We start from the raw sequence: 23,341 nt of genomic DNA, 5'->3' as shown, positions 1-23,341 counted from the left end.
TTACAGCGCAGTTACAGGCTGAACTGCGAGGCAACGCGAGAGATTTTAGGCAGATGAGACGGGAAACAGGCGGTCGTCGCGCAACAGATGATCGTTACCACGGCGGCGGGTGAAGCCGCTGCGGTCGAAGAATTCCAGAATCTGTATCGCCACTTTGCGCCCGGTGCCAAGCTGGTTGCGGAAGTCGGCGGCGCTGGTGCTGCCCTCTTGCGCGGCACGTTGGCGAATCAGATCGGCGAAGATCTGGATCTGGTCGCTGCGATAGTAGCGATCGCGTACGATCGCGGTGATATGTCCGAGCCGGGCAGCAGTGAGCAGCAGCGAGCGAATCGCCTGTTCATCCTGCTGCAGCGCCAGCGCGATATCGCGCACCCACAGCGGCTGATCGCCAAACAGCGGGCCGACCTGCTGCCAAAGAGCTTCTTCCTGCGGATTAAAGCGCGGTTCGAAGTCGGGCAGATGCAGCCAGCCTTGTCGCTGTTGTAGCTGACCTTGCGCCAGCAGTTGATCAATCAGCGCTAACACCCATTCCGCAGGCTGATGCGGCATTGCCACACGACGCAAACGATCGTGGCCGATGCCCGGCACCTCGGGATGCTGCTGATGAAAATGCGCCAGTGATTCCAGCAGCTTTTGCCGCCATTGTGCTGCCTGCGCGGCACTCATTAGCGCGTTATCAAGCTGCACCGGCGCTGCATTCTTGATCAGTGCATCCAGCGCGGGCTCGGTAAGCTGGCGCGCCCACGCCAGGTCACGCCGTTCTGTCGGTTGATAGGCCAGATGCGCCTGCAGGCTGGCGTCATCATCTTGTGCGGCGGCCAGCTGCTGCAGCCAGGCAAGATACTCCGCCTGACGTTTGCCGCGCTTTTTACTGTTGAGCAGCAGCACGCGCGCGCCGCCCAGCGTGTGCTGTGCGTTGCTGTCGCGGATAATCAGCCGATCGTTTTCGGCCAGCCACAGCGGCTGATTCAGCACCAGTTCCGCGACATCATCCGCCAGCAGCGTAATGCGTCCAGTGACGTGGCTGGCGGCGTGGTGGAGATGAATCGGCTGCGACGCGCTCTTAAGCGGCTGCAGCAAGCGCAGCGCCACGGTTAAGCGCGTGGTGCCTTCCGCTCTGGCCTGTGACAGCAGCCAGTCGCCGCGCGCGATCTGCGCTTTTTCCACATCGCCGACGATATTCAATGCGATACGTTCACCGGCTTGCGCGCGCGTCACCGATTGGTTCTGCGCATGCAGCGCGCGCACGCGCAGCGGCAGATTCAGGCTGCTAAGCCAAAGAGTATCGCCGACGTTCACTTCGCCCGACAGCGCGGTGCCGGTGACCACCAATCCGCTGCCTTTCAGCGTGAAGGCGCGATCAATAGCGAGACGGAAACGGTAACGAGAGTCGAAGGCCGGTTCCGCTAGCGTGCTGAGATGCTGGCGCAGCGCGTCGATGCCTTGCTGGGTGTGGCTGCTGGTGACAAATTGCGGCACCGCCGGCCAGCCGAGTTGCTGCGTGAGCTGCGCCACCTGCCGCTGGACTTCCGCGATGCGCGTTTCATCCACGCGATCGGCTTTGGTCAGCGCCACGCTGAGCGGCGGCTGTCCGGCCAGGCTCAGCAATTGCAAATGTTCGCGGGTTTGCGGCATAACGCCATCGTCGCAAGCCACCACCAGCAGCGCATGATGAATGCCGCCAATGCCCGCCAGCATATTGGCAAGAAATTTCTCGTGGCCCGGCACATCAATAAAGCCGAGCACGCGACCATCCGGCTGCGGCCAGTACGCGTAGCCGAGATCGATGGTCATGCCGCGCCGTTTCTCTTCCGGCAGGCGATCGGCATCCACGCCGGTCAATGCCTGTAGCAGCGCGGTTTTGCCGTGATCGACGTGTCCAGCGGTGGCAATAATCATGACGCTAAGGCCTGAATCAGCGCGCTTTCATCATCAAGGCAGCGCAGATCCAGCCACAGCTTGCCTTCCTGAATGCGGCCAATCACCGGGCGCGCTAAGCTGCGCCAGCGCTGTGACAAATTGACGAGCTGGCTACCGCGCCCATCGTGTGGCGTGAAGGTGATGGCGAAACTGGGAAGGCGTTCAACTGGTAACGATCCACTGCCGATTTGGGATGAACAGGGCGCAATAGTTAGCGAAAAATCATCTCGATAAATCTGTTGTAACGCGGGCAGCAATCGTTCAGCTTGTTGCTGAATATCCTGCGCTGGACGGGTGAGCAGCCGCAGCGTCGGCAGGGCTTCGCGCAGCGTTTCCGGCTGACGATAGAGCTGTAGCGTGGCTTCCAGCGCCGCGAGCGTCATTTTGTCGACGCGCAGCGCGCGTTTTAGCGGATGCGACTGGAGCTGATCAATCAGCGTCTGCTTGCCGACGATAATCCCCGCCTGCGGACCGCCGAGCAGTTTGTCGCCGGAGAAACTTACCAGACTAACGCCTGCGGCGATCAGCTGCTGCGGCATCGGTTCAGCCGGCAGACCAAATTCGGTCATATCGATCAGCGATCCGCTGCCAAGGTCGGTGATCACCGGCAATTGATAAGCGTCACCCAGCTCAACCAGCTCTGCTTCCGTTACCGCATGGGTAAAGCCCTGAATCTGATAATTGCTGGTGTGCACCTTCATCAGCAGGCCGCTGTTTTCCGCGATGGCAGCGCGATAATCTTTCAGGTGCGTGCGGTTGGTGGTGCCCACTTCCACCAGTTTGCAGCCCGCCTGGCGCATCACGTCAGGAATGCGGAAGGCGCCGCCAATTTCCACCAGCTCGCCGCGCGAGACAATCACTTCGCGCCCCGGCGCTAACGCGGCCAGCATCAATAACACGGCGGCGGCATTGTTGTTGACGATACAGGCCGCTTCCGCGCCGGTTAACTCGCACAGTAGCGCGCTGACCGCACGATCGCGGTGGCCACGCGCCGCTTCATCCAGCGCGTATTCCAGCGTGACCGGCTGACGCAGGCAATTCACCACCGCGTCGATAGCGCGATCGCTCAGCTGTGCGCGGCCAAGATTGGTGTGCAGCACGGTGCCGGTGAGATTGAACACCGGACGCAGCGCACTTTGCTGCTGTTGCTGGCTGCGGCGCAGCGCTTCATCCGGCCAGTTCAGGTGCCACCCTGGCAAGGTTTGGTACTGCTGAATATGGTCGCGCGCTTCCTGCTGCATGCTGCGCAGCTGGCGCGTAGCGAAGGCGGTTCCGTGATGCGCCAGCAGCGGCTGCAGCGCGGGATCGCGCAGCAGGCTGTCGATAGCAGGTAATTGACTGTACAGGGTTTTCATCGGGTGACTTACAGAGAGGGCGGAACGGTGCGGGCAAAGCTTTCGCGCGCAAACAGGTTTTCGGCCAGCTTCACCAGCGCTGGGCGATTCACGCACCAGTTTGGCAGCACGCGGCGGAAGTTGAGGTAACCAATCATGCAGCCAGTGGCGATATCGGCCAGATTGATCGTGCCGCTATTGAGCCATTCGCCTTGGGCGGCGGCGGTTTCTAGCGCATCGAGGCCGCGTTGGATTTTATCACGGTTGCGCAGCAGCACCTCTTCAGATTGCTGATCGCCAGGACGCATCTGCTCGCGCACGATCATCACCGCCGCATCGTTAATGCCGTCGGCCAGTTTTTCCAGCTGACGGATGTGCAACGCGTGCAGCGCATCATCGGGCAGCAGCGCAGGCGCATCGCCGCGCAGTTCAATCACCTGCGCGATGATCGAAGAGTCGAACCAGGTGAGCTGGTTGTCGTCAATCAGCGCCGGTACTTTGCCCAGCGGATTGTACTGCGGTACATCGCTGTCATCGATCCACGGAGAGTGATTAACGAATTCGAAAACCAGGCCTTTTTCCAGCAATATCACTGATATTTTGCGGACAAAAGGGCTGGTGTAGCTGCCAATCAGTTTCATCGTGCGCCTCCGTGTTGAATGAAAATACGCGATAACAAACCGCACATATCCCTGGCGGCGCGCTGGCACAATGCGCGATAAATCGCGCCGCTACGGACCGCAGAAACATGGAAAAAGCTAATCGCCGGGGAACATAAATGGATTCAGACTGCTGCGGGCGAATCCTTCCTGCTCCATGCGGGCATCCAGCACCAGCGAGGCCAAATCATCGGCCACCGGCTCCACGGCGGGATCCTTCTCCTGATACAACATCTTCAGGTAGGTACCGCAATCGCCGCAGCTCTCTGCTTTCACCGCCGCTTTTTCGCTGTCCAGCGACCAGTAATGCAGATCGCCGGTTTGTTCACAGTTGGAGCACTTGCTGCGCACCACATACCATTCGCTTTCACACAGATTGCAGTGCAGATAGCGCAGACCTTGCTGGCCTACGCTCATGTGCACCACGCTGGTGACCGGCACGCTGGCGCATACCGGGCAGAACTGGCGATGCTCACCGTATTCGGCGCGCGCTTTGCCGGGAATTAATGCCGCCATCTGCGCCCAGTAAATCGACAACGCCGCCCAGATGAACGGCGATTTGTCGCTGCTCACCTGTGCGAAATCGCCTTCCAGCAGCGCATGTGCCAGATTTTCCAGTTCGGTAGTGGAGGATTTTTCCAGATTCTCCAGCACTGCCAGCGCCTGGCCGCTCATCTCTGGCTTCAGCTCGGCGATCAGCGAATGCAGCAAACGCTGCCAGTGCGCATCGCGCGGATAGGTGTGGATATCAAGCGGCGGTTTGCCCTGCTCGGCGCTCTGCGTCAGCCGCTGCTGCAGATCGAGCTGCAGCGGATGGTCATACAGCACGATCTCCTGCGCCTCGGCGATCACCGCGGCAAAGCGCAGGTAATCACCCAGCGGATTCTTCGCGGCCAGGTCGCGCAAACGTGCCGCACGGCGGCTATACAGATTTTTCAGCCGGGGGAAAAGTAACGGCGGAACTTGCTCCGCCGTGTGCTTTTCGCTTTTCTCCAGCTGGTCCTGCGGGATGATGCGAATACTCATCAGGGACGTTTTTCCTGTTGTGTTTGGCGTTGGCGCTGCTCGCGATACCAGCGTGGGTGATGTTTCTTCGCCCACGCGGCCGGAACCCAGCCCTCAACCATGGCGGTAATGGTGCCTTTTACCCACAACGCGGCGTAAATGTGCACCATAATCACCACGATCAGCGCCACAGCTGAGACCGAATGCACCACTAGCGCGATGCGAATCAGCGGAATAGTAAAGGCACCGGCAAAGTACGGGCGCCAGATAACAATTCCGCTCACCAGCAGCAAGACTAAGCTGATGATAGCAGCCCAGAACACACACTTCTGCCCGAAGTTGTATTTGCCGGTATCGCCGACCTCTTCGTTTTGCACGATTTTGTGGATGTTTTTCGCCCAAACCAGGTCTTCGCGATTGATCAGATTATGTTTCCAATAGCGTAAGAACATGATGATAAAGGCGGCAAACATCACCGTGCCAACAAACGGATGCAGGATACGCGCCAACTGCGGCGTGCCGAGCACGTGCATCAGCCAGTTAAACGACGGGAAAAAGAAACCCAGTCCGCTCAGCGCGGCGAGCACAAAACAGAACGCCACAATCCAGTGATTGATGCGTTCCGGTGCGCTGTAGCGCACCAGACGATCGCGTTTTTTCATTATTCGCGCTCCTCTTTTTCGTGCAGATTCTCGTCCTCATCCTCTTCCACGCGGTTTGGCCCTACGCCAACGTAGTGGAACACGGATGCAGCAAAGGTAGCGGCAAAACCGATCGCCGCCAGCGGTTTCCAGATCCCTTTCCAGAACGTTACCGCCGGGCTGATGCTCGGATTATCCGGCAAACCGTGATAGAGCTGCGGTTTGTCGGCGTGATGCAGCACGTACATCACGTGTGTGCCGCCGACGCCTTCCGGATCGTACAAGCCCGCGTTGGCATAGCCGCGCGTATTGAGCTCGGCCACGCGTTCACCGGCCAGCGCCTGCATATCGCTTTTGCTGCCGAAGTGAATCGCGCCGGTCGGGCAGGTTTTCACGCACGCCGGTTCCTGACCGACATTGACACGATCGACGCACAGCGTGCATTTATACACGCGGTTGTCCTCTTTATTCAGACGCGGCACATCGAACGGACAGCCAGCGATGCAGTAGCCGCAGCCAATGCACTGTTCTGACTGAAAATCGACGATGCCGTTGGCGTACTGAATAATCGCGCCTTCAGATGGGCAGGCTTTCAGGCAGCCGGGATCGGCGCAGTGCATGCAGCCATCCTTGCGGATCAGCCACTCTAACTTGCCGTTCTCCTCCACTTCTGAGAAGCGCATCACCGTCCACGATTTGGCGGTCAAATCGGCGGGATTGTCGTACACCCCAACGTTATGTCCCACTTCATCGCGGATATCGTTCCACTCCGAGCACGCCACCTGACACGCTTTGCAGCCGATGCAGGTGGTCACGTCGATCAGTTTCGCCACTTCCTGCTGATGGTTACGTGCCTGCGGGGCAGGCGTGAGTCCATTGGTGGCGGAGCGGCGGATAATGTCTTGAGATTGATAAGCCATATTCGTTCTCCTTACACCTTCTCGACGTTGACCAGGAACGCCTTAAATTCTGGCGTCTGCGTGTTGGCATCACCGACAAACGGCGTCAGGGTATTAGCGATAAAGCCTTTTTTCGCCACGCCCTGATAACCCCAGTGAATCGGAATGCCGATGGTATCGACGATTTTGCCGTCGACGTTGAGTGGACGGATGCGCTTAGTGACCACCGCTTTGGCTTTGATGTAGCCGCGATTGGAGCTCACTTTTACCGTGTCGCCCTGCGCGATGCCGAGCTTGTTGGCCAGCTTCTCGCCGATTTCAATAAACTGTTCCGGCTGCGCGATGGCATTGAGCCGCGCGTGTTTGGTCCAGTAATGGAAATGCTCGGTGAGGCGATAAGTGGTGCCGACATACGGGAACTGCTCCGCCTGGCCCATCGATGCCAAATCGTCCTTGAACACGCGCGCCGCCGGGTTGGATACCACGTTCGGATGCAGCGGGTTGGTGCCGATTGGCGTTTCAAACGGCTCGTAGTGTTCCGGGAACGGACCTTCGGCCATTTTATCGAGCGCAAACAGGCGGCCCATGCCTTCCGGCTGCATGATGAACGGCCCGACATCGCTGCCGGGTGCGGCGGCGCTGTAGTCCGGCACATCCATGCCCCCCCATTTGCTGCCATCCCACTTCAGGATCTGACGTTTCGGATCCCACGGATTGCCTTGCGGATCAGCCGAGGCGCGGTTGTAGAGAATGCGGCGGTTGAGCGGCCAAGCCCAGCTCCAGTTCAGCGTGTTGCCCAAACCGGTAGGATCGGTGTTGTCGCGGCGCGCCATCTGGTTGCCGTCCGGCGTCCAGCTGCCGGCGAAAATCCAGCAACCGCTGCTGGTGCTGCCGTCATCTTTCAGATGGGCAAAGGTGCTGAGCTGTTGGCCTTTTTTCACCAGCAGCGTGCCTTTGTCATCGTATACATCCGCCAGCGCTTTGCCGTTGTTCTCCATCGCCACTTCTTCCGGCGCCGGATTTTCTGGCGTCAGGTAGTTCCAGCTCATGTTCAGCACTTGCTCAGGCAATGCACCGCCTTCACTGGCGTACATTTTGCGCAGGCGTGAATAGATGCCGGAAAGAATCTCGCCGTCATTCAGCGCTTCGCCCGGTGCATCCTGACCTTTCCAGTGCCACTGCAGCCAGCGGCCGGAGTTAACGATTGAACCGTTCTCTTCGGCGAAGCAGGTGGAAGGCAAACGGAACACTTCGGTCTGAATTTTTGACGGATCGACATCGTTAAACTCGTCGTGATTCTCCCAGAAGGTGGCGGTTTCGGTGTTGAGCGGATCGATGGTGACGAGGAACTTCAGCTTCGACAGCGATGCGATCACTTTGCGCTTGTTCGGGAACGACGCCACCGGGTTGAAGCCCTGGCACAGATAGCCATTGACCTTGCCTTGCGACATCATCTCGAAGTACTGCAGCACGTCGTAGCCTTTATCCCACTTCGGCAACCAGTCGAAGCCCCAGCTGTTTTCCGCCTGGGCTTTGTCGCCGAAGAAGGCTTTCATCTGGCTGACAAAGAATTTCGGGTAGTTGCTCCAGTAGTTTACCTGGCCCGGCAGCAGCGCTTTCGGCGTGTTGGCAGCAAGATAACTCTGCAGATCGGTGTGTTTTTCCGACGGCAAAGTCATGTAACCCGGCAAACTTTGCGACAGCAAACCGAGATCGGTCAGACCCTGAATATTCGAGTGGCCGCGCAGCGCATTGATGCCGCCGCCAATCATGCCCATGTTGCCGAGCAGCAGCTGAATCATCGCCATGGTGCGGATGTTCTGCGCACCGACCGAGTGCTGCGTCCAGCCGAGCGCATACAGGAACGAGGTGGTGCGATCGCGCGCGCTGGTTTCGCCAATCAGTTCACACACATGCAAGAAGTCCGCTTTTGGCGTGCCGCAGATGCGTTCAACAATCTCTGGTGTGTAACGGCTGACGTGCTGCTTCAGCAGGTTCCACACGCAGCGCGGATGCGTTAGCGTGGTGTCGCGTTTGGCGAAGCCGTCGGCGTCCAGCTCGTAGTTCCAGCTGGTTTTGTCGTATTTGCGATTCTCTTCGTCGTAGCCGCTGAACAAGCCATCTTCAAAATGATAATCCTCGCGCACGATCAGGCTGGCATTGGTGTACGCCTGCACATATTCATGCTGGATTTTGTCGTTTTGTATCAGCCACAGCAGTACGCCCGACAGGAAAGTGATGTCGGTGCCCGAACGAATCGGCGTATAGAAATCGGCTACCGATGCCGTGCGCGTGAAGCGCGGATCGATAACAATCAGTTTGGCTTTGTTGTGAATCTTGGCTTCCATCGCCCAGCGGAATCCCACAGGATGCGCTTCAGCGGCGTTTCCGCCCATCACAACGATCAGATTGGCATTACGGATGTCGACCCAGTGATTGGTCATCGCACCGCGACCAAATGTTGGAGCAAGACTTGCTACCGTTGGTCCGTGTCAAACGCGTGCCTGGTTGTCGACCGCTAACATGCCGAGCGATCGGGTAAATTTCTGGGTTAAGTAGCCGGTTTCGTTGCTGGAAGCGGAAGCACACAGCATGCCGGTGGAGAGCCAACGGTTTACCGTCACGCCCGCAGCGTTTTGCGCCACAAAGTTAGCGTCGCGGTCCGCTTTCATCAGCCTGGCGATGCGATCAAAGGCATCGTCCCAGCTAATGCGCTGCCATTTATCGGAGCCTGGCGCGCGGTATTCCGGGTATTGCAGACGACTTTCACTGTGGATGAAGTCGAGCAGGCCTGCGCCTTTCGGGCACAATGCGCCGCGGCTCACCGGATGATCCGGATCCCCTTCGATGTGGAAAATGGTCTCTTTGGCGTTTTTCGCGCCGTCACCGAGGCTGTACATTAACAAGCCACAGCCAACTGAGCAGTAAGTGCAGGTGTTACGGGTTTCGCGTGCGCGCAGCAGTTTATACTGTCGCGTTTCCGCCAGCGCTACCTCTGGCGCAAAGCCAAGCAGCGCTGCCGTTGTCCCTGCCATACCGCCAGCACAGACCTTGAAGAATTTTCTTCGGCTGACGTTCATGGATTATCCTTTCAACATGAATGATTTTTTACTTTTGCAGAGCAGTGAATCGGGCGTCACAATAACCCGACGAATATTGCGGCAATAGCGACCTAATATTACCACTACTTTAGTAAGGTTGTTATGTGAGGCGAAAAAAGTGACAGAGAATGAGCAGGAAAGTCACATTAATGTGAATAAGATCTCAGGAGCGGTGCAGGCGCAGGTGCATCAGCGGCGTGATATCAGCCTTGCGGAAACAGACTGGCTGGCGCAGGAAGTGCCGGTGGCGCTGGTCTATAACGGCATTTCGCACGTTGTGATGATGGCGACACCCAATGATTTGGAAGCTTTTGCGATAGGTTTCTCGCTCTCGGAAGGCATTATTGCGCGCCCGGATGAAATCTACGGTATCGATGTGGTTCCGGGCTGTAATGGCATTGAAGTACAGATTGAACTCTCCAGCCGCCGCTTTATGGCGCTGAAAGAGCAGCGCCGCGCCATGGCTGGCCGCACCGGCTGCGGCGTGTGTGGCGTGGAGCAACTTGATCAAATCGGTAAGCCATTACAGCCGCTGCCGTTCAGCCAAACCTTTGATTTAGCCAATCTGGATAAAGGCCTGGCGCAGCTGCGCGACTACCAGCCGATCGGCAACCTCACCGGCTGCACGCACGCGGCGGCGTGGATGTCACCGCAAGGCGAATTGCAGGGCGGGTATGAAGATGTCGGTCGCCATGTGGCGCTGGATAAACTGCTGGGGAATCGCAGCCAGCAGCCGTGGCAGCAGGGCGCGGTGCTGGTTTCCAGTCGCGCCAGCTATGAGATGGTGCAGAAATCCGCCATGTGCGGCGTGGAAATTCTGTTCGCGGTGTCGGCTGCGACACAGCTCGCCGTTGAGGTAGCCGAACGTTGCAATCTCACGCTAGTCGGCTTCAGTAAACCGGGCCGCGCCACGGTTTACAGCCATCCGCAGCGGCTGCGTTAAACCACCTGCACCTGCGGCAGCGCTTGTTGCAGCGCCGTCAGCGCGCCGGGTTTTGCCGCGCCGCTGTCGCAGATCAGCAGATCGATTTCCGCAATCGCTGCATAAACGGTGCGGCTCATCACGCCGAGTTTGCTGTGATCCGCCAGTAAAATGGTGCGGTTTGCCTGCTGTACCATGGCGCGGGCAATCGCCGCTTCGTGGGGATGAAAACTGCTGGCACCGTTTTTCGCATCGATGCCGACCGGCGAAAGCAACGCGACATCGGCGCGATAACGATAAATTTCCCCAATCGTCATCTCCCCGCGCGTTTGCTGCGCGCCTGCCATCATCATGCCGCCAATTAAAATCACCTGATTATTCAGCGTCTCATGCTCTTCCGCTGCGCTCAGCGCCAGCGCGGCCTGCAGGCTGTTAGTGATGATGGTTAAACCCGACATGGTGCGCAGTTGTTCGGCCAGCATGGTGGTGGTGGTGCCGGCATCAAGGAACAGCGTTTGGCCGGGCTGGAGATGTTGCGCGGCAGCAACCGCAATTGCGCGTTTCTCTTTCGCCTGCGCGTTACGGCGCACCTGCAGCGGCGGCTCTGGCTGACTATCGACGGCGACCAAACCGCCATGCACCCGCCGCGCCAATCCCTGCGCTTCCAGCTCAATAATGTCGCGCCGCGCGGTTTCGCGCGAGATGCCAAGCTCATTGATGATGCGTTCGGTGCTGAGCTGATGTTGCGTGGTCAGCAGCGCGCGAATGCGGTGTAAGCGGGTTTCCTGCAGCATGACTTTTCCCTGTGGCGTGTTCAACCTGGGCCTAAGCTTACCTGAGTGTCATTGCGCCGTCATGTGTATTTGGTTGTATTTGTGTATTTGGTTGCATTTGTCGCCAAAGCAGGCATGATATTGGCAAACGGCGATTTCGCATGCACCCCTTTCACCTTCGCAACGGGAGTTACCATGGCTACACGTTCTACCATCATGGATACCAACAGTTTTCGTGCTGAGCACGCCGACGGACTGGATGCGGCAACCCGCAAGCTAACCGACAAGCGCAGCAAAGTGTTGGGCGAGTCGTATCGCCTGTTTTACCGCAAGCCAGTGCATTTAGTGCGCGGCGAAGGGCAGTATGTGTGGGATGCCGCCGGTGATAAATATCTTGATGTGTACAACAACGTGGCGAGCATTGGTCACTGCCATCCGGCGGTGATTGAGGCGGTGAATCAGCAGATGAAGATGCTGAACACCCACACGCGCTATCTGCACGAACGCATTCTCGATTACACCGAAGAGCTGCTGGCGACCACGCCAGATGCCATTGATCGCGCCATGTATATGTGCACCGGTTCGGAAGCCAACGATTTGGCGATCCGCGTGGCGCGGGCTTTCAGCGGCGGCACCGGCATTATCGTGTCGCAGGAGGCGTATCACGGCACCAGCGATCTCACGTCAGGTGTGTCGCCCGCGCTCGGCAGCGGACAGCCGCTGGCGGCGACCACGCGTCTGGTTTCACCGCCGGATGCCTATCGCGTGAATGCGCCCGATCTCGGCGAGTGGTTTGCCAATGAAATCCAGCAGCAGATTGACGATATGAAAGCGCACGGCATCAAGTTTGCCGGCTTCCTCGCTGACTCAATCTTCTCATCCGATGGCGTATTGCCGAACCCGCGCGGCTTCCTGCAAAAAGCGGTCGATGTGGTGCATGCCAACGGCGGGATTTTCATTGCCGATGAAGTGCAGCCGGGCTTTGGTCGTACCGGCGATGCGTTCTGGGGCTTTGCGCGTCACGGCGTGGTGCCTGATGTGATCACCACCGGCAAGCCAATGGGCAACGGCATTCCGGTTTCAGGTTTGCTGGCGAAAAGCGATGTGCTAGCGGCATTTAGTGACGAGATTCCTTACTTCAACACCTTTGGCGGTAATCCGGTGGCGATGGCCGCCGCGCAAGCGGTGCTGACGGTAATTAAAGAAGAGGGCTTGCAGGAGCACAGCCGCGTGGTGGGCGCCAGGCTGTTGAGTGAACTGCAGAAACTAATGGATCGTCACGAGTCGATCGGCGACGTGCGCGGTGCGGGCCTGTTTATTGGTTTCGAACTGGTGCAGGATCGCGCCAGTAAAACGCCGGATAAAGCGCTGGCGCTGGATTTGATCGAGAAACTGCGCGAACACCGCGTGTTGACGTCAGTGGCGGGACCTTACGGCAACGTGCTGAAGTTGCGTCCGCCGTTGGCGTTCCAGGAAGCGGATATCGATTGGCTGGTGGGCGCGCTGGATAAATCGCTGAGTGAGCTGGGGCGTTAACAGATCATTGATTGTGCACATTTTGTCGCGGCGCGATTTATCGCGCAATAAATTGCGCCGCTACGATATGTGCAGGTTTACGCAGCTGCGGTTTCCTCGGCGAAAATGCTCTCCATCTTCTGCCACGCCTGCGCGACATCGTCATCCAGATTAAACAAACCTGACGTGCCCACAATGAACACATCCACGCCTGAAGCAGCAATCTGCCGGAAGGTGCGTGCGTTGCATGAACCATCAATTTCGGTCAGATAGTGATAACCGTGCTCTTCGCGCATGGCGATCAACTGGCGAATCTTATTCAGCGTTTGCGGGATAAATGTCTGCCCGGCGAAACCCGGATCCACTGACATCACCGTGACTTTATCCAGCAGGTGCGCATATTCACGAATAGTTTCTGCTGGTGTGGCCGGATTTAACACCACGCCGCAGCGACGGCCTGCGTCTTTAATTTGCGTCAGCAGGCGGAAAATTTTGTTATTAGCGGTTTCCGGGTGGAAGCTAATAATATCTGCGCCGGCCTCAATGCACATTGGGATAATATCTTCCGGATGATTTACCATTAAATGCACATCAATTGGTACATCAGTAATTTTACGCAGGTTCTCAATAAAGAACGGCGACAGCGTAATATTCTTCACATAGCTGCCATCCATAATATCGACATGATAAAAGGCAGCGGTGCTATTCATCGCTTCAACCTGCTCGCGAAAACGCGTGAGATCCATGCACATTAAGGAGGGGGAGAATTTGGCTTGCATAACTTATTTCCTCATTACAACAACAGCGCCCGCAGGCGCTGTTGATGACATCAATGGAAGAACGAAATAATGTGGCCGAGCACGATACCAACAATGCCGAAGTCGGCATCACCGAAGGTGGTGGAAGCGAAGCCGAGGTCGCCCATCAGCGGCAGCAGAATCGCTGGCAGGAAGGAGATCAGCAAGCCTTGCACAAAGGCGCCGATCACTGCGCCGCGACGTCCGCCAGTGATATTGCCGTAGACGCCAGCGGTCGCACCGCAGAAGAAATGCGGTACCAGACCCGGAACAATAACGCTCAGACCAAACAGCGGACACAGGAACATGCTGATCAAGCCGGCGGAGAAGCTCGACAGGAAGCCGATGATCACCGCGTTCGGCGCGAACGGGAACACGGTTGGGCAATCCAGCGCCGGTTTGGCGTTGGGTACCAGCTTATCGGCGATACCTTTAAAGGCCGGCACGATTTCGGCAATCACCATGCGCACACCGGCGAGGATGATATAGACGCCCGCAGCAAAGGTGATCGACTGAATGATGGCGAACACAATGTAGTTTTGGCCGCCACTGATGCTTTCGGTGAATTCTTTACCGGCAACCAGAACCAGCGCGATAAACAGAATCATCATGGTCAGCGAAATCGCTACCGATGAGTCGCGCAGGAAGTTGAGGGTTTTTGGCACCTTCAGCTCTTCAATCGACGGGCTGCCTTTACCGACCATTTTGCCCACTAATGCGGAGAGCAGATAGCCGGTTGAGCCAAAGTGGCCGAGCGCCAGATCGTCCGAGTTGGTGATTTTGCGGGTGAACGGCTGCAGAATCGCCGGGCAAACCACCATCATGGTGCCGAGAATCAGCGAACCAATCAGCACCAGCCAGAAGCCGTGAATGCCGCCTACCGACAGAATTACCGCCAGCATCGCCGACATATACAGCGTGTGGTGACCGGTCAGGAAGATGTATTTCAACGGGGTAATGCGCGCCAGCAAGATGTTCACCAGCATACCAAACACCATGATCATGGCGGTTTCGGTGCCGTAACTTTTCTGCGCCAGCGCGGCCATTGCATCCGTATTTGGCACTACGCCCTGAATATTAAAGGAGTGCTCAAACAGCTGGCTGAAGATGGTCAATGTGGCCGCAATTAAATTGGCCCCGGCGATGAGAATAACAAAACCCATGATGGTTTTAAGCGTACCGGAAATAACATCAGAAACCGGTTTCTTTTGCAGTAATAAACCAAACAGGGAAAAAAGGCCGACAAGTATAGCGGGTGTTCCAAGAACATCCTTAATTATAAACTGCAGCATAACTTACTCCATAGTGAGTAAAGTTTTTCGGGATAAACTGTTATTAGATATTTTCAGCCAAAATTTCTTTAATCTTTGCATTATCCAGCAGGTTAGTCAGACCAACGACTTTCGCGCTATGCCCGGCTAATTGGTCGGCAATATCTTTTGCGGCAATGATTAAATCAGCCTGTTCAGATTTTGCAGAGGTTAAATCGGTGTGGCCCACTTCCGCTTCTTTGCCTAATTCCGCCACAATCTTCTTCACGTTCATTTCAACAATAAAGCTGCTACCTAAACCATTTCCACACACAATCAGGACTTTTTTCATCATAGGGTTCTCTGGTTATTTATTTTCAATGACAGCTTCAATCGCTGACAGGGTAGAAGCCGACAGCAATTGCTGCAGGCGGGATTCGTCGCTGAACACGTCCGCTAAGGCGGTGATCATCTGAATGTGATCGTCACCAGATACCGCGCACAGCATGATGACCACATAAACCGGATCGTTTTCATCGGCCTGAAAATTCACGCCATTTTTCACATGCAGCAACGACAGGCCGTTTTTGCGCGCGCCTTGTTCCGGGCGGGCATGCGGCATCGCCAGGCCCGGCGCCAGCACGTAGTAAGGGCCGAGTTCGGCATGCGAAGTGAAGATGGCATCGAGATAAGCCGGGCTGATCGCCCCAGCAGCCAGCAGCGGTTCGGCGGATAATCGCACTGCTTCCTGCCAGTGGCTAACCTGCTCTACTACCCGAATATGTTGCGGCGTTAGCCATTGAGTGAGCATCAGTCATTCCTGTTTATTCGTCGATGGAGTGCAATGTAGGTTATTTTCTCAGCGGTTTTCTGTGATGATTGTCGCAAAAGTTAGCGCTAACACCGTTATTGTTAAAAAACGTGTTATCGCTAACATTTCCTTGCTGTGCGTTTGTCTTGGTTGCAAGCACCTGACATGCTCAATCATTCTGAAAAGATCGCGGGGTGAGGCACGCCCGAAACTGTGGTTTTTCACATGGCGCGTTAACAGATTTGGTTTTAAGCTGCGTCCTGGCAAAAAAGTAGCGAGTAATGCAGGAGATCGCATGACAGAAAAAAAACGGCGCGGTACCGGTAAAAGCACTTTAGCCGATGTTGCCCGTTTGGTGGGCGTAAGCACCATGACAGCGTCGCGCGCGCTACGCATGCCGGAGAAAGTGTCGCCTGAAATTCGCGCCAAAATCGATGCGGCAGTGATTGAGCTCTCCTATGTGCCGAATGTGCAGGCGAGCAATCTGGCATCGGCCACATCACGCCTGATCACCATGGTGGTGCCATCTTTTGCCACGCCGGGCAGTGCAATTGTGTCCGAAGCGCTACAGGAAGTGCTGCGGCCGCAGGGCTATAACATGATGCTGGCTGAAGCCAACCATTCGGCGGCAGAAGAGAGCGAGCTGATCGAAATGTTGCTCTCCTATAATCCGGCGGCGATGGTGCATTTCAATTTCGATAACGCCGCCGAAGCGCATCGTCTGCTGAGCAATTCCGGGCTGCCGGTCATGGATATTGGCGGCGTGCATCAGGATTCGGCGGGGATCAGCATTGGTGTCGATTACGCCAAAGCGATTCGCCAGTTGGTGCAAAGTCTGGTCGAGCGCGGCTATCGCAATCTCGGTTTGCTGTGCACGCAGAGTAATAACACCATCTTCCGCCAGCTGCTGAATGGCTGGCACAGCGGCATGCTGGCGATGAATCAGGCGCCGCATCGCGTGGTGACCTCGCCGAAAATGCCGACCTTTGCCGCCGGGCACAGCTTGCTGGCGGAAATTCGCCTGACCTGGCCGGAGCTGGATGTGCTGATTTGCACCAGCGACGAAGTGGCCTGCGGCGCTATCATGGCGTGCCATGCGGCGGGGATTGCGATTCCCAGCCAGTTGGCGATTGCCAGCATCGGCGGCGGTCCGCTAGCGGCCGTATGTTCGCCGCCGCTCACCAGCATTGTGCTGCCGTATGAAGAGATGGGGCGCATGGCGGGTAAACGTCTGCTGGCGGCGCTCAAAGGTGATGAGCCGCCAGCCATCAATGAACTGCCGGTGCAGCTAAAACTGCGCGCCAGCAGCCACAAGGTGTAGCCGTGCGTGCGCACCTTTTCTCAGATTCATCAAATCCTTATCAATTCTAAGGCATTGATAACCCTTTTACGGATCATGTTTTTAACTATAATGATCCGACTGCTTACGCGGCACGCCCAGAGAGGTGGTGCTGCAAAACACTAAAATGGAGAGGAAGAACATGAGTTATTCACTGCCATCCCTGCCGTATGCGTACGACGCACTGGAACCGCACTTCGACAAGCAGACGATGGAAATCCATCATACTAAACACCACCAGACCTACGTTAACAACGCTAACGCTGCGCTGGAAGGTACCGAATTCGCTGACCTGCCGGTAGAAGAGCTGATCACCAAACTGGATCAGCTGCCAGCAGACAAAAAAGGTCCACTGCGTAACAACGCAGGCGGCCACGCTAACCACAGCTTCTTCTGGAAAGGTCTGAAGCTGGGCACCTCGCTGCAGGGCGACCTGAAAGCCGCCATCGAAAAAGATTTCGGTAGCGTTGAAGCTTTCCAGGCTGAGTTTGAGAAAGCCGCGACTACTCGCTTCGGTTCAGGCTGGGCGTGGCTGGTGAAAAAAGGCGACAAACTGGCTGTGGTTTCAACCGCAAACCAGGATAGCCCGCTGATGGGTGAAGCCGTTGCTGGCGTTTCAGGCACGCCGATCATCGGTCTGGACGTGTGGGAACACGCTTACTACCTGAAGTATCAGAACAAACGTCCTGATTACATCAAAGCATTCTGGAACGTAGTGAACTGGGACGAAGCTGCAGCACGTTTCGCTGCTGCGAAGTAAGTTCAGGCGATAGCCGCAACGCACTAAACCGGTGATCTCTTCACCGGTTTTTTTTCGCCTTTATAAACCCTTGCTAAACGACCTGAATATTCCCGCACACGACTATTCCGCTGCGAAAGCTATTAACCTGCCGTTGATAATTTGGGGCATATAGTGGCGATAATTTGTCTCGCCAAGCCTAAATAATCATGTCTACTATCACAACTTCTGTGACGAATAATGATTCGTCAGCACCGCTGTTTTTGCCGTTAATAAGCGGAAAGTTCAGGCCAAATAAATTATGGAATAGCGGAAGATTTCGCGCGAAATTTGCCTTAAGATCGCTGGTGTTTCCTGTAACTACCTTTAATTACCTGCACCAGTTGGCGCAATTATCTGCGTTACCACAGCTGTTGACCATGCAGGGTTTGCTGCCGGCGAAGCCACATCGTCCTTATCTGCGTGCGGGATTCAGCGTGGCGCAGCGCGCACAGGCGATCATCGATCACTATACGTTGATGGATCAGTTAGATAATGCGGCGCTGCGTCAGCTGTTGCAGAGTCCGGGTGATAATTTACTGGCCAGCCTGAGCGGCAAAAATGATGAGACGTATGTGATTCACTGCTGTCCGGGCCGCTTTGACCGTGAAGGTGAAATTACTCTGGAATTGCGCTATGAAACGCAGTTAATTGCGTCGCTCTCTTTCTCAATTATTCGCGAACAGCAGAAGCGCACGTTATTAATTGGTGGATTGCAGGGGCCGCGTAAGCATATTTCTAACGATGTGATTCGCGATGCCACCAAAGCGGCGCACGGCGTATTCCCAAAACGCCTGCTGATGGAAGCAGTATTTAATCTGGCGGAACAGTGTGGCGTTGAGGCGATCACCGCCGTTGGCGATACCACGCACGTGTTTCGCAGCCTGCGCTACCGTCACAGTAAAGGTGATAAGTTCTTTGCCAGCTACAGCGAGTTTTGGTTGTCGTTGGGTGGCGTGGCGCGTGGCGATGAGCTATTTACGTTGCCGTTACGCGCGGAGCGTAAAGATTTGGAAGAGATTGCCAGCAAGAAGCGCGCCGAGTATCGCCGTCGTTATGCCTTGCTGGACAGTCTGAATGAACAAGTTCATCAGGCGGCGGGCATCCTACGCGACGTTTCACACGCCGCGTAAGTCAAGATTAGAACGGCTGCTTCGCGTAGCCGGTCATCACTTTCAGTCCCATCTCACGTCCGAGCGCGGTCATTGGGTGTACCACCACCAGGCCGCGCACGCTTTTCTTGAATGCGCCCATGTTGGCTTGTTCTTTTTTGGTAATTTCGCGGCTAAAGCCCAGCTTCTGCAGCTGTTGCGCTTCTTTGCTCAGCTTCTCGGTGCGCACACCGCGCAGGCGCTCAATTTCCAGCTCCAGCTTCTCTTTTTCACGCAGCAGTTCACCGAGCTTTTCGGCATCGCCAGAGGCTAACAGCGGGGCTTCTTTGCGGTTGAGCGCATCGAGCTGATCGCTCAGAAGTTTGATCTCGGCTTTTTCTTGTTCTTTCATTGGGGGAAAACTCGTTAAGGAAAACAGGCAAAGGATACATCAAATTCAGGCAACTTTGCAGCGCATGACTTCGCGCGATAAATCGCGCCGCGACAATGCGTGCTGATTTAAGACGTAGATGCCTCACGCGCACTTATCCGCAGCGGCACGCTTCATCGTGCTTGTTCATACAAAAACTACAGCGCCGGCTTTTTAAACACCTGCTTATGCGAAATCCGTGAAATCAGCTCGGTGAGTGACAGCACCATGGTTGAACGCACCATTTGCAGATAGCGCTGTTGCTGCATGGAGCGCAGTTGGTCGTCGTCGCGGTTGAAGTCTGGCTGCGGTGGCCAGGCGGCCACGCAGTGCAGTTCGCCAAACGGGCCGAGGATCTCATCATCGGTAAAACGATAATCGCTGATGTCGTGATTCAGCTCCTCACGCAGCGCCAGCAGCAGTTCACAATCTTCGTACTCATGCCGATTGATCACGCCCAGGCCGTAAATCAGCTTGAGGCGAACCGAGAGTTCGCCCAGCGGACCATCACCCAGCAGCAGCGGTTCTACCGCGTATTTAACCGCGTAATCGTCCTTGCGAAACACTTGCAGTACCAGCAGGTTAACCGCTTCGGTCAGCAGCTCAACGGCGGCGATCAGGAAGCTTCTCACCGAACGACCGGCGTTCAGGCGCTCAAGCACCCGGTTTTCAAAAGCCTGCTTCTCTTCCATCATTGCCTGCATCGTTCAGCTACCGCCAGCGGGCACGCAAGCGCGCCCGAGTTAACCACTAAAGGGCGCGCATTATGCCATAGCGTTGTAAGCGCTCACCACTGAGGTGACCACTTCGCTGTTGGCATCCAGGCCAGAAATTTCCGCCAGCGTGGCTTGCGGGCCTTTTTCTGCCAGCAGCGCGACCAGTTCCTGCGCCTGCGGATCGGCTTCGCTGCGATAGTGCATCGCGGCGGCAATGCCCTGAACCAGATTATCGTGCGGCAGCTGATACTCCAGCGTGCCCAGCGTTGGCTTGATCAGGCGATCGCCCGCGCTGAGTTTACGCAGTGGCTGACGACCGACGCGCTCAACGTCATCTTTCAGGTACGGATTTTCGAAGCGGGTGAGGATTTTCTGGATATAGGCAGCATGTTTATCGGCTTCAAAACCATAACGCTTGATCAGCACGGCGCCGCTCTCCTGCATCGCGCCTTGCACTACCGCACGCACGTTCTCATCGAGAATCGCGTCACGAATGGTAGCGTGACCAGCCAGCTGGCCGAGATACGCGGTGATGGCGTGACCGGTGTTAAGGGTGAACAGCTTGCGCTCAACGAATGCCATCAGGTTGTCGGTCAATTCCATGCCAGGAATGTTCGGCAATTCCCCTTTGAACTGGGTTTTATCAACAATCCACTCGCTGAAGGTTTCCACGGTGACTTCCAGCGGATCGGTGGTGCCCGCTTCGGACGGCGGCACGATGCGGTCTACCGCGGAATCCACGAAGCCAACATGCGTTTCAACCCATGCGTGATACTGCTCTGGCAGCGCTTTTAGCACGTGCTGTTTCAGCTGGCTGGTACCGCGCACCATGTTTTCACAGGCGATGATGTTGAGTGGACGCACATTACCGCTGTCGCTGCGTTTGGCCAGACCTTTCGCGACGCCACCGGCGATGCGCTCCAGAATCTGCGGGCCAACCGCCGTGGTCACGATATCAACCTCAGCAATCAGCGTAACGATGTCATCGCTGGTGCTGTTGACGGCGCTCACGCCTGTTACGATTTCGACTTTTGCCTGTTCGCCAACCACATGAACCGGATACTCATGACGGGCGTTAAGGGCATCAAGTACCACCTGATTGACGTCAGCAAACACCAGCTCGATGCCGGCATCTGCCAGTAACTTACCGATAAAACCGCGACCGATGTTACCTGCTCCAAAATGTAACGCTTTCATAAATTTGACCCATATCAAATGACGAAAGGGCGGGCAAGTCCGCCCCGGAAATGTGGGACGGGCTTACCCGCCCCAGGGAAGGTAAAACGGGGTATTACGCTTTGACGGTGCTGCCCGAGAGCAGATCCAACACGTCCTGCACGCTGGTGGTATTGGCCAGCTTCTCAATCACGCTGTCATCATCCAGCGCGTTGGTCAGGCTGGTAATCACCTGAATGTGCTCGTTGTTGCGAGCGGCGATACCAATCACCAAACGCGCCACGTCTTCTGGCTCATCACCAAACTGCACGCCCGCCGGATACTGACAGAACACCACGCCGGTTTTCAGCACGCGGTCTTTCGCTTCTACGGTTCCGTGTGGTACAGCAATGGATTCACCGAGGTAAGTTGGCGTCAGCTTTTCGCGTTCCAGCATCGCTTCAACATATTCCGGCTGCACGTAGCCGCCTTTCACCAGCTGCTCACCCGCAAAGCGAATCGCCTGCTCTTTATGGGTGGCACTCAGACCGAGGAACACGTTGTCTGCACCCAGTTTGAACAGGTGCGCGTTGCCTTCGTCGTAGCTGTCAGCCAGCGTGGTCTGCACGGTTTCACGACGCGCTTCGCTGCGGTTAGCGGCCACCAGACGTTCGGTCAGGTTGCTGTACAGCGCGCTATCGAGGAAGTTGTTCAGCGAAATGTGCTGCGCCTGCGGCGCCTGACGCATTGCACGTTCGGTCAGATCGCGGTGGGTAATCACCAGATCAACGTCGCCCGGCAGCGAGTTAATCGCCGTGTTGGTGACAGAGATATTGCTCAGACCCGCGTCCTGCACTTTCTTACGCAGCACGCCTGCACCCATCGCACTTGAACCCATACCGGCGTCACAGGCTACGATGATTTTACGCACGTGGTTCAGGTCAACGCTCATCGCATCGCCAGCAACTGGCGAACCGGCAACAGCCTGACCTTTTGACTGCGCTTTCATATCCTGCATGCGCTGCGTCGCCGCTTCGATGTCGTCATCTTCTTTCACTTTGCTGGTTTTCAGCAGAATAGCTGAGACCACAAAGGAGACGGCAAACGCAGCGATAATGGCAGCGATATTCGCGAAGTAAGCGCCTTTTGGCGTCATCGCCAGCACCGCCAGGATGGAACCTGGAGAAGCCGGAGAGACCAGGCCGCCGTTCAGCAGTGTCAGGGTGAATACGCCAGTCATACCGCCGAGAATAACCGCCAGCAACAGACGCGGCGCCATCAGCACGTATGGGAAGTAAATTTCGTGGATACCACCAAGGAAGTGGATGATCGCTGCACCGCCTGCAGATTGTTTGGCGCTACCGCGACCAAATACCATGTAGGCAACCAGTACGCCCATACCCGGACCTGGGTTGGCTTCAATCAGGAAGAAGATTGATTTGCCTGCCTCGCTCGCCTGCTGGATACCCAGCGGCGAGAAGATACCGTGGTTGATGGCGTTATTAAGGAACAGGATTTTCGCCGGTTCAACAAAGATTGAGGTCAGCGGCAGCAGGTTGTTCTGCACCATCAGATTCACGCCCGCGGCGAGAATGTGAGACAGGCCTTCAACCAGTGGACCGATAGCGACAAACGCCAGCAGCGCCAGCAGCATACCGATGATACCGGCCGAGAAATTGTTAACCAGCATCTCGAAGCCGCTTTTGATCTTGCCATCAACAACGCGGTCAAAGGATTTGATTGCCCAGCCGCCCAGCGGACCGGCAATCATTGAACCGAGGAACATCGGCATATCGGCACCGACGATCACGCCCATGGTGGTGATCGCACCGACCACGCCACCGCGATCGCCGCCAACCAGACGGCCACCGGTGAAACCAATCAGCAGCGGCAGCAGGTAAGTGATCATTGGGCCGACGAGTTTCGCCAGCGTTTCGTTTGGAATCCATCCGGTTGGGATGAACAGCGCAGTGATGATACCCCATGCGATAAACGCACCGATGTTAGGCATCACCATATTACTCAGAAAGCGACCAAAGCTCTGAACCTTGACCTTTACTGATGAGGACATAAACCCACCCCTTATTGAGACGCGCTGCAATAAGAGAGCGCGTTTGTTTTTGTTTGAACGTTACGGCGGGGGCCGTGGCATTACTGTATGCACGCGGACTCTAGCACTAGTTTATTACGCTGCGTAGAGCTGCA

At 56.3% G+C, this 23,341-nt stretch carries 21 protein-coding genes; 5 read left to right on the top strand and 16 right to left on the bottom strand.

The window, feature by feature from the left end; all coding sequences use genetic code 11:
- Positions 1-45: 45 nt before the first annotated feature.
- The 7 genes from selB to fdnG form a co-directional block, all read right to left on the bottom strand.
- Positions 46-1,899, bottom strand: a complete 1,854-nt coding sequence (selB, locus tag K5Y33_RS20340; RefSeq protein ID WP_222234993.1) for a selenocysteine-specific translation elongation factor — start codon at positions 1,897-1,899, stop codon at positions 46-48.
- A complete protein-coding gene (gene selA, locus K5Y33_RS20335) occupies positions 1,896-3,275 on the bottom strand; it encodes an L-seryl-tRNA(Sec) selenium transferase (RefSeq protein WP_222234992.1) in 1,380 nt (459 codons plus the stop codon). Before selA ends, selB begins: the two co-directional genes overlap by 4 nt.
- Before the next feature lie 8 nt (positions 3,276-3,283).
- Positions 3,284-3,895 (bottom strand): glutathione S-transferase, encoded by a 612-nt coding sequence (locus K5Y33_RS20330; protein ID WP_222234991.1) that lies wholly within the window; start codon positions 3,893-3,895, stop codon positions 3,284-3,286.
- A gap of 117 nt (positions 3,896-4,012) precedes the next feature.
- Entirely contained in the window at positions 4,013-4,939 is a 927-nt protein-coding gene (fdhE, locus tag K5Y33_RS20325; RefSeq protein WP_101763838.1) for a formate dehydrogenase accessory protein FdhE, read from the bottom strand.
- Positions 4,939-5,580 carry a formate dehydrogenase cytochrome b556 subunit gene (fdoI, locus tag K5Y33_RS20320; RefSeq protein WP_101763837.1) on the bottom strand — a complete coding sequence of 214 codons (642 nt, stop codon included), beginning with the start codon at positions 5,578-5,580 and terminating at the stop codon, positions 4,939-4,941. Before fdoI ends, fdhE begins: the two co-directional genes overlap by 1 nt.
- Positions 5,580-6,479: a formate dehydrogenase subunit beta gene (gene fdxH / locus K5Y33_RS20315; protein ID WP_222234990.1), complete on the bottom strand. Its 900-nt coding sequence runs from the start codon at positions 6,477-6,479 to the stop codon at positions 5,580-5,582. Before fdxH ends, fdoI begins: the two co-directional genes overlap by 1 nt.
- An 11-nt stretch (positions 6,480-6,490) precedes the next feature.
- Entirely contained in the window at positions 6,491-9,538 is a 3,048-nt protein-coding gene (fdnG, locus tag K5Y33_RS20310) for a formate dehydrogenase-N subunit alpha (protein WP_222234989.1), read from the bottom strand.
- A 172-nt stretch (positions 9,539-9,710) separates the two neighbouring features.
- Between fdnG and fdhD the strand changes: the two genes are divergently transcribed.
- A complete protein-coding gene (fdhD, locus tag K5Y33_RS20305; RefSeq protein ID WP_233501805.1) occupies positions 9,711-10,502 on the top strand; it encodes a formate dehydrogenase accessory sulfurtransferase FdhD in 792 nt (263 codons plus the stop codon).
- Here fdhD and K5Y33_RS20300 read toward each other — a convergent pair.
- Positions 10,499-11,275 carry a DeoR/GlpR family DNA-binding transcription regulator gene (locus K5Y33_RS20300; protein ID WP_222234988.1) on the bottom strand — a complete coding sequence of 259 codons (777 nt, stop codon included), beginning with the start codon at positions 11,273-11,275 and terminating at the stop codon, positions 10,499-10,501. The two genes, fdhD and K5Y33_RS20300, sit on opposite strands and share 4 nt — an antisense overlap.
- Positions 11,276-11,449: 174 nt before the next feature.
- On the opposite strand from K5Y33_RS20300, the gene K5Y33_RS20295 reads away from it, so the two are divergent.
- Complete coding sequence (locus K5Y33_RS20295; RefSeq protein WP_110867874.1) at positions 11,450-12,790, top strand: aspartate aminotransferase family protein; 1,341 nt, start codon at positions 11,450-11,452, stop codon at positions 12,788-12,790.
- A 77-nt stretch (positions 12,791-12,867) separates the two neighbouring features.
- Here the strand turns inward: K5Y33_RS20295 and alsE are convergent, their stop codons facing one another.
- The 4 genes from alsE to K5Y33_RS20275 are packed head-to-tail and all read right to left on the bottom strand — an operon-like array spanning position 12,868 to position 15,627.
- Positions 12,868-13,548 carry a D-allulose 6-phosphate 3-epimerase gene (gene alsE / locus K5Y33_RS20290; protein ID WP_101763830.1) on the bottom strand — a complete coding sequence of 227 codons (681 nt, stop codon included), beginning with the start codon at positions 13,546-13,548 and terminating at the stop codon, positions 12,868-12,870.
- A 50-nt stretch (positions 13,549-13,598) separates the two neighbouring features.
- Positions 13,599-14,858, bottom strand: coding sequence for a PTS ascorbate transporter subunit IIC (locus tag K5Y33_RS20285; RefSeq protein WP_110867875.1), 1,260 nt, complete (start codon positions 14,856-14,858; stop codon positions 13,599-13,601).
- A 43-nt stretch (positions 14,859-14,901) separates the two neighbouring features.
- Complete coding sequence (locus tag K5Y33_RS20280) at positions 14,902-15,168, bottom strand: PTS sugar transporter subunit IIB (protein WP_101763934.1); 267 nt, start codon at positions 15,166-15,168, stop codon at positions 14,902-14,904.
- Between the two features lie 15 nt (positions 15,169-15,183).
- Entirely contained in the window at positions 15,184-15,627 is a 444-nt protein-coding gene (locus tag K5Y33_RS20275; protein WP_222234987.1) for a PTS sugar transporter subunit IIA, read from the bottom strand.
- Positions 15,628-15,922: 295 nt separating this feature from the next.
- Here K5Y33_RS20275 and K5Y33_RS20270 point away from each other — a divergent pair, with 295 nt between their 5' ends.
- The 3 genes from K5Y33_RS20270 to K5Y33_RS20260 all read left to right on the top strand — a co-directional run bounded on the left by K5Y33_RS20270 (position 15,923) and on the right by K5Y33_RS20260 (position 18,877).
- Positions 15,923-16,948: a LacI family DNA-binding transcriptional regulator gene (locus K5Y33_RS20270; protein WP_101763827.1), complete on the top strand. Its 1,026-nt coding sequence runs from the start codon at positions 15,923-15,925 to the stop codon at positions 16,946-16,948.
- A gap of 160 nt (positions 16,949-17,108) precedes the next feature.
- Complete coding sequence (gene sodA / locus K5Y33_RS20265; RefSeq protein WP_101763826.1) at positions 17,109-17,726, top strand: superoxide dismutase [Mn]; 618 nt, start codon at positions 17,109-17,111, stop codon at positions 17,724-17,726.
- 188 nt (positions 17,727-17,914) lie between these two features.
- Positions 17,915-18,877 (top strand): VirK/YbjX family protein, encoded by a 963-nt coding sequence (locus K5Y33_RS20260; protein WP_222234986.1) that lies wholly within the window; start codon positions 17,915-17,917, stop codon positions 18,875-18,877.
- Between the two features lie 7 nt (positions 18,878-18,884).
- Here the strand turns inward: K5Y33_RS20260 and K5Y33_RS20255 are convergent, their stop codons facing one another.
- The 4 genes from K5Y33_RS20255 to K5Y33_RS20240 all read right to left on the bottom strand — a co-directional run bounded on the left by K5Y33_RS20255 (position 18,885) and on the right by K5Y33_RS20240 (position 23,207).
- Positions 18,885-19,247, bottom strand: coding sequence for a YibL family ribosome-associated protein (locus K5Y33_RS20255; RefSeq protein ID WP_007893377.1), 363 nt, complete (start codon positions 19,245-19,247; stop codon positions 18,885-18,887).
- A 176-nt stretch (positions 19,248-19,423) separates the two neighbouring features.
- The gene (gene mtlR, locus K5Y33_RS20250) at positions 19,424-19,969 is read right to left on the bottom strand and encodes a mannitol operon repressor MtlR (RefSeq protein ID WP_192236852.1); all 546 of its coding nucleotides are present in this window, start codon (positions 19,967-19,969) and stop codon (positions 19,424-19,426) included.
- A 60-nt stretch (positions 19,970-20,029) separates the two neighbouring features.
- A complete protein-coding gene (gene mtlD / locus K5Y33_RS20245; protein WP_101763824.1) occupies positions 20,030-21,178 on the bottom strand; it encodes a mannitol-1-phosphate 5-dehydrogenase in 1,149 nt (382 codons plus the stop codon).
- 94 nt (positions 21,179-21,272) lie between these two features.
- A complete protein-coding gene (locus K5Y33_RS20240; RefSeq protein ID WP_222213160.1) occupies positions 21,273-23,207 on the bottom strand; it encodes a PTS mannitol transporter subunit IICBA in 1,935 nt (644 codons plus the stop codon).
- Positions 23,208-23,341 lie beyond the last annotated feature (134 nt).

The sequence above is a fragment of the Pantoea sp. DY-17 genome (assembly GCF_019795975.1).
GTDB classification, from domain to species: Bacteria; Pseudomonadota; Gammaproteobacteria; order Enterobacterales; family Enterobacteriaceae; genus Pantoea; species Pantoea leporis.
This window is presented reverse-complemented; position numbering and strand designations above follow the sequence as displayed.

What these genes read in the sequence shown, in the direction of transcription:
- selB (WP_222234993.1), bottom strand. Translation starts at nt 1,899, where the DNA reads ATGATTATTGCCACCGCTGGACACGTCGATCACGGCAAAACCGCGCTG.
- selA (WP_222234992.1), bottom strand. Translation starts at nt 3,275, where the DNA reads ATGAAAACCCTGTACAGTCAATTACCTGCTATCGACAGCCTGCTGCGC.
- K5Y33_RS20330 (WP_222234991.1), bottom strand. Translation starts at nt 3,895, where the DNA reads ATGAAACTGATTGGCAGCTACACCAGCCCTTTTGTCCGCAAAATATCA.
- fdhE (WP_101763838.1), bottom strand. Translation starts at nt 4,939, where the DNA reads ATGAGTATTCGCATCATCCCGCAGGACCAGCTGGAGAAAAGCGAAAAG.
- fdoI (WP_101763837.1), bottom strand. Translation starts at nt 5,580, where the DNA reads ATGAAAAAACGCGATCGTCTGGTGCGCTACAGCGCACCGGAACGCATC.
- fdxH (WP_222234990.1), bottom strand. Translation starts at nt 6,479, where the DNA reads ATGGCTTATCAATCTCAAGACATTATCCGCCGCTCCGCCACCAATGGA.
- K5Y33_RS20300 (WP_222234988.1), bottom strand. Translation starts at nt 11,275, where the DNA reads ATGCTGCAGGAAACCCGCTTACACCGCATTCGCGCGCTGCTGACCACG.
- K5Y33_RS20295 (WP_110867874.1), top strand. Translation starts at nt 11,450, where the DNA reads ATGGCTACACGTTCTACCATCATGGATACCAACAGTTTTCGTGCTGAG.
- alsE (WP_101763830.1), bottom strand. Translation starts at nt 13,548, where the DNA reads ATGCAAGCCAAATTCTCCCCCTCCTTAATGTGCATGGATCTCACGCGT.
- K5Y33_RS20285 (WP_110867875.1), bottom strand. Translation starts at nt 14,858, where the DNA reads ATGCTGCAGTTTATAATTAAGGATGTTCTTGGAACACCCGCTATACTT.
- K5Y33_RS20280 (WP_101763934.1), bottom strand. Translation starts at nt 15,168, where the DNA reads ATGAAAAAAGTCCTGATTGTGTGTGGAAATGGTTTAGGTAGCAGCTTT.
- K5Y33_RS20275 (WP_222234987.1), bottom strand. Translation starts at nt 15,627, where the DNA reads ATGCTCACTCAATGGCTAACGCCGCAACATATTCGGGTAGTAGAGCAG.
- K5Y33_RS20270 (WP_101763827.1), top strand. Translation starts at nt 15,923, where the DNA reads ATGACAGAAAAAAAACGGCGCGGTACCGGTAAAAGCACTTTAGCCGAT.
- sodA (WP_101763826.1), top strand. Translation starts at nt 17,109, where the DNA reads ATGAGTTATTCACTGCCATCCCTGCCGTATGCGTACGACGCACTGGAA.
- K5Y33_RS20260 (WP_222234986.1), top strand. Translation starts at nt 17,915, where the DNA reads ATGTCTACTATCACAACTTCTGTGACGAATAATGATTCGTCAGCACCG.
- K5Y33_RS20255 (WP_007893377.1), bottom strand. Translation starts at nt 19,247, where the DNA reads ATGAAAGAACAAGAAAAAGCCGAGATCAAACTTCTGAGCGATCAGCTC.
- mtlR (WP_192236852.1), bottom strand. Translation starts at nt 19,969, where the DNA reads ATGCAGGCAATGATGGAAGAGAAGCAGGCTTTTGAAAACCGGGTGCTT.
- mtlD (WP_101763824.1), bottom strand. Translation starts at nt 21,178, where the DNA reads ATGAAAGCGTTACATTTTGGAGCAGGTAACATCGGTCGCGGTTTTATC.
- K5Y33_RS20240 (WP_222213160.1), bottom strand. Translation starts at nt 23,207, where the DNA reads ATGTCCTCATCAGTAAAGGTCAAGGTTCAGAGCTTTGGTCGCTTTCTG.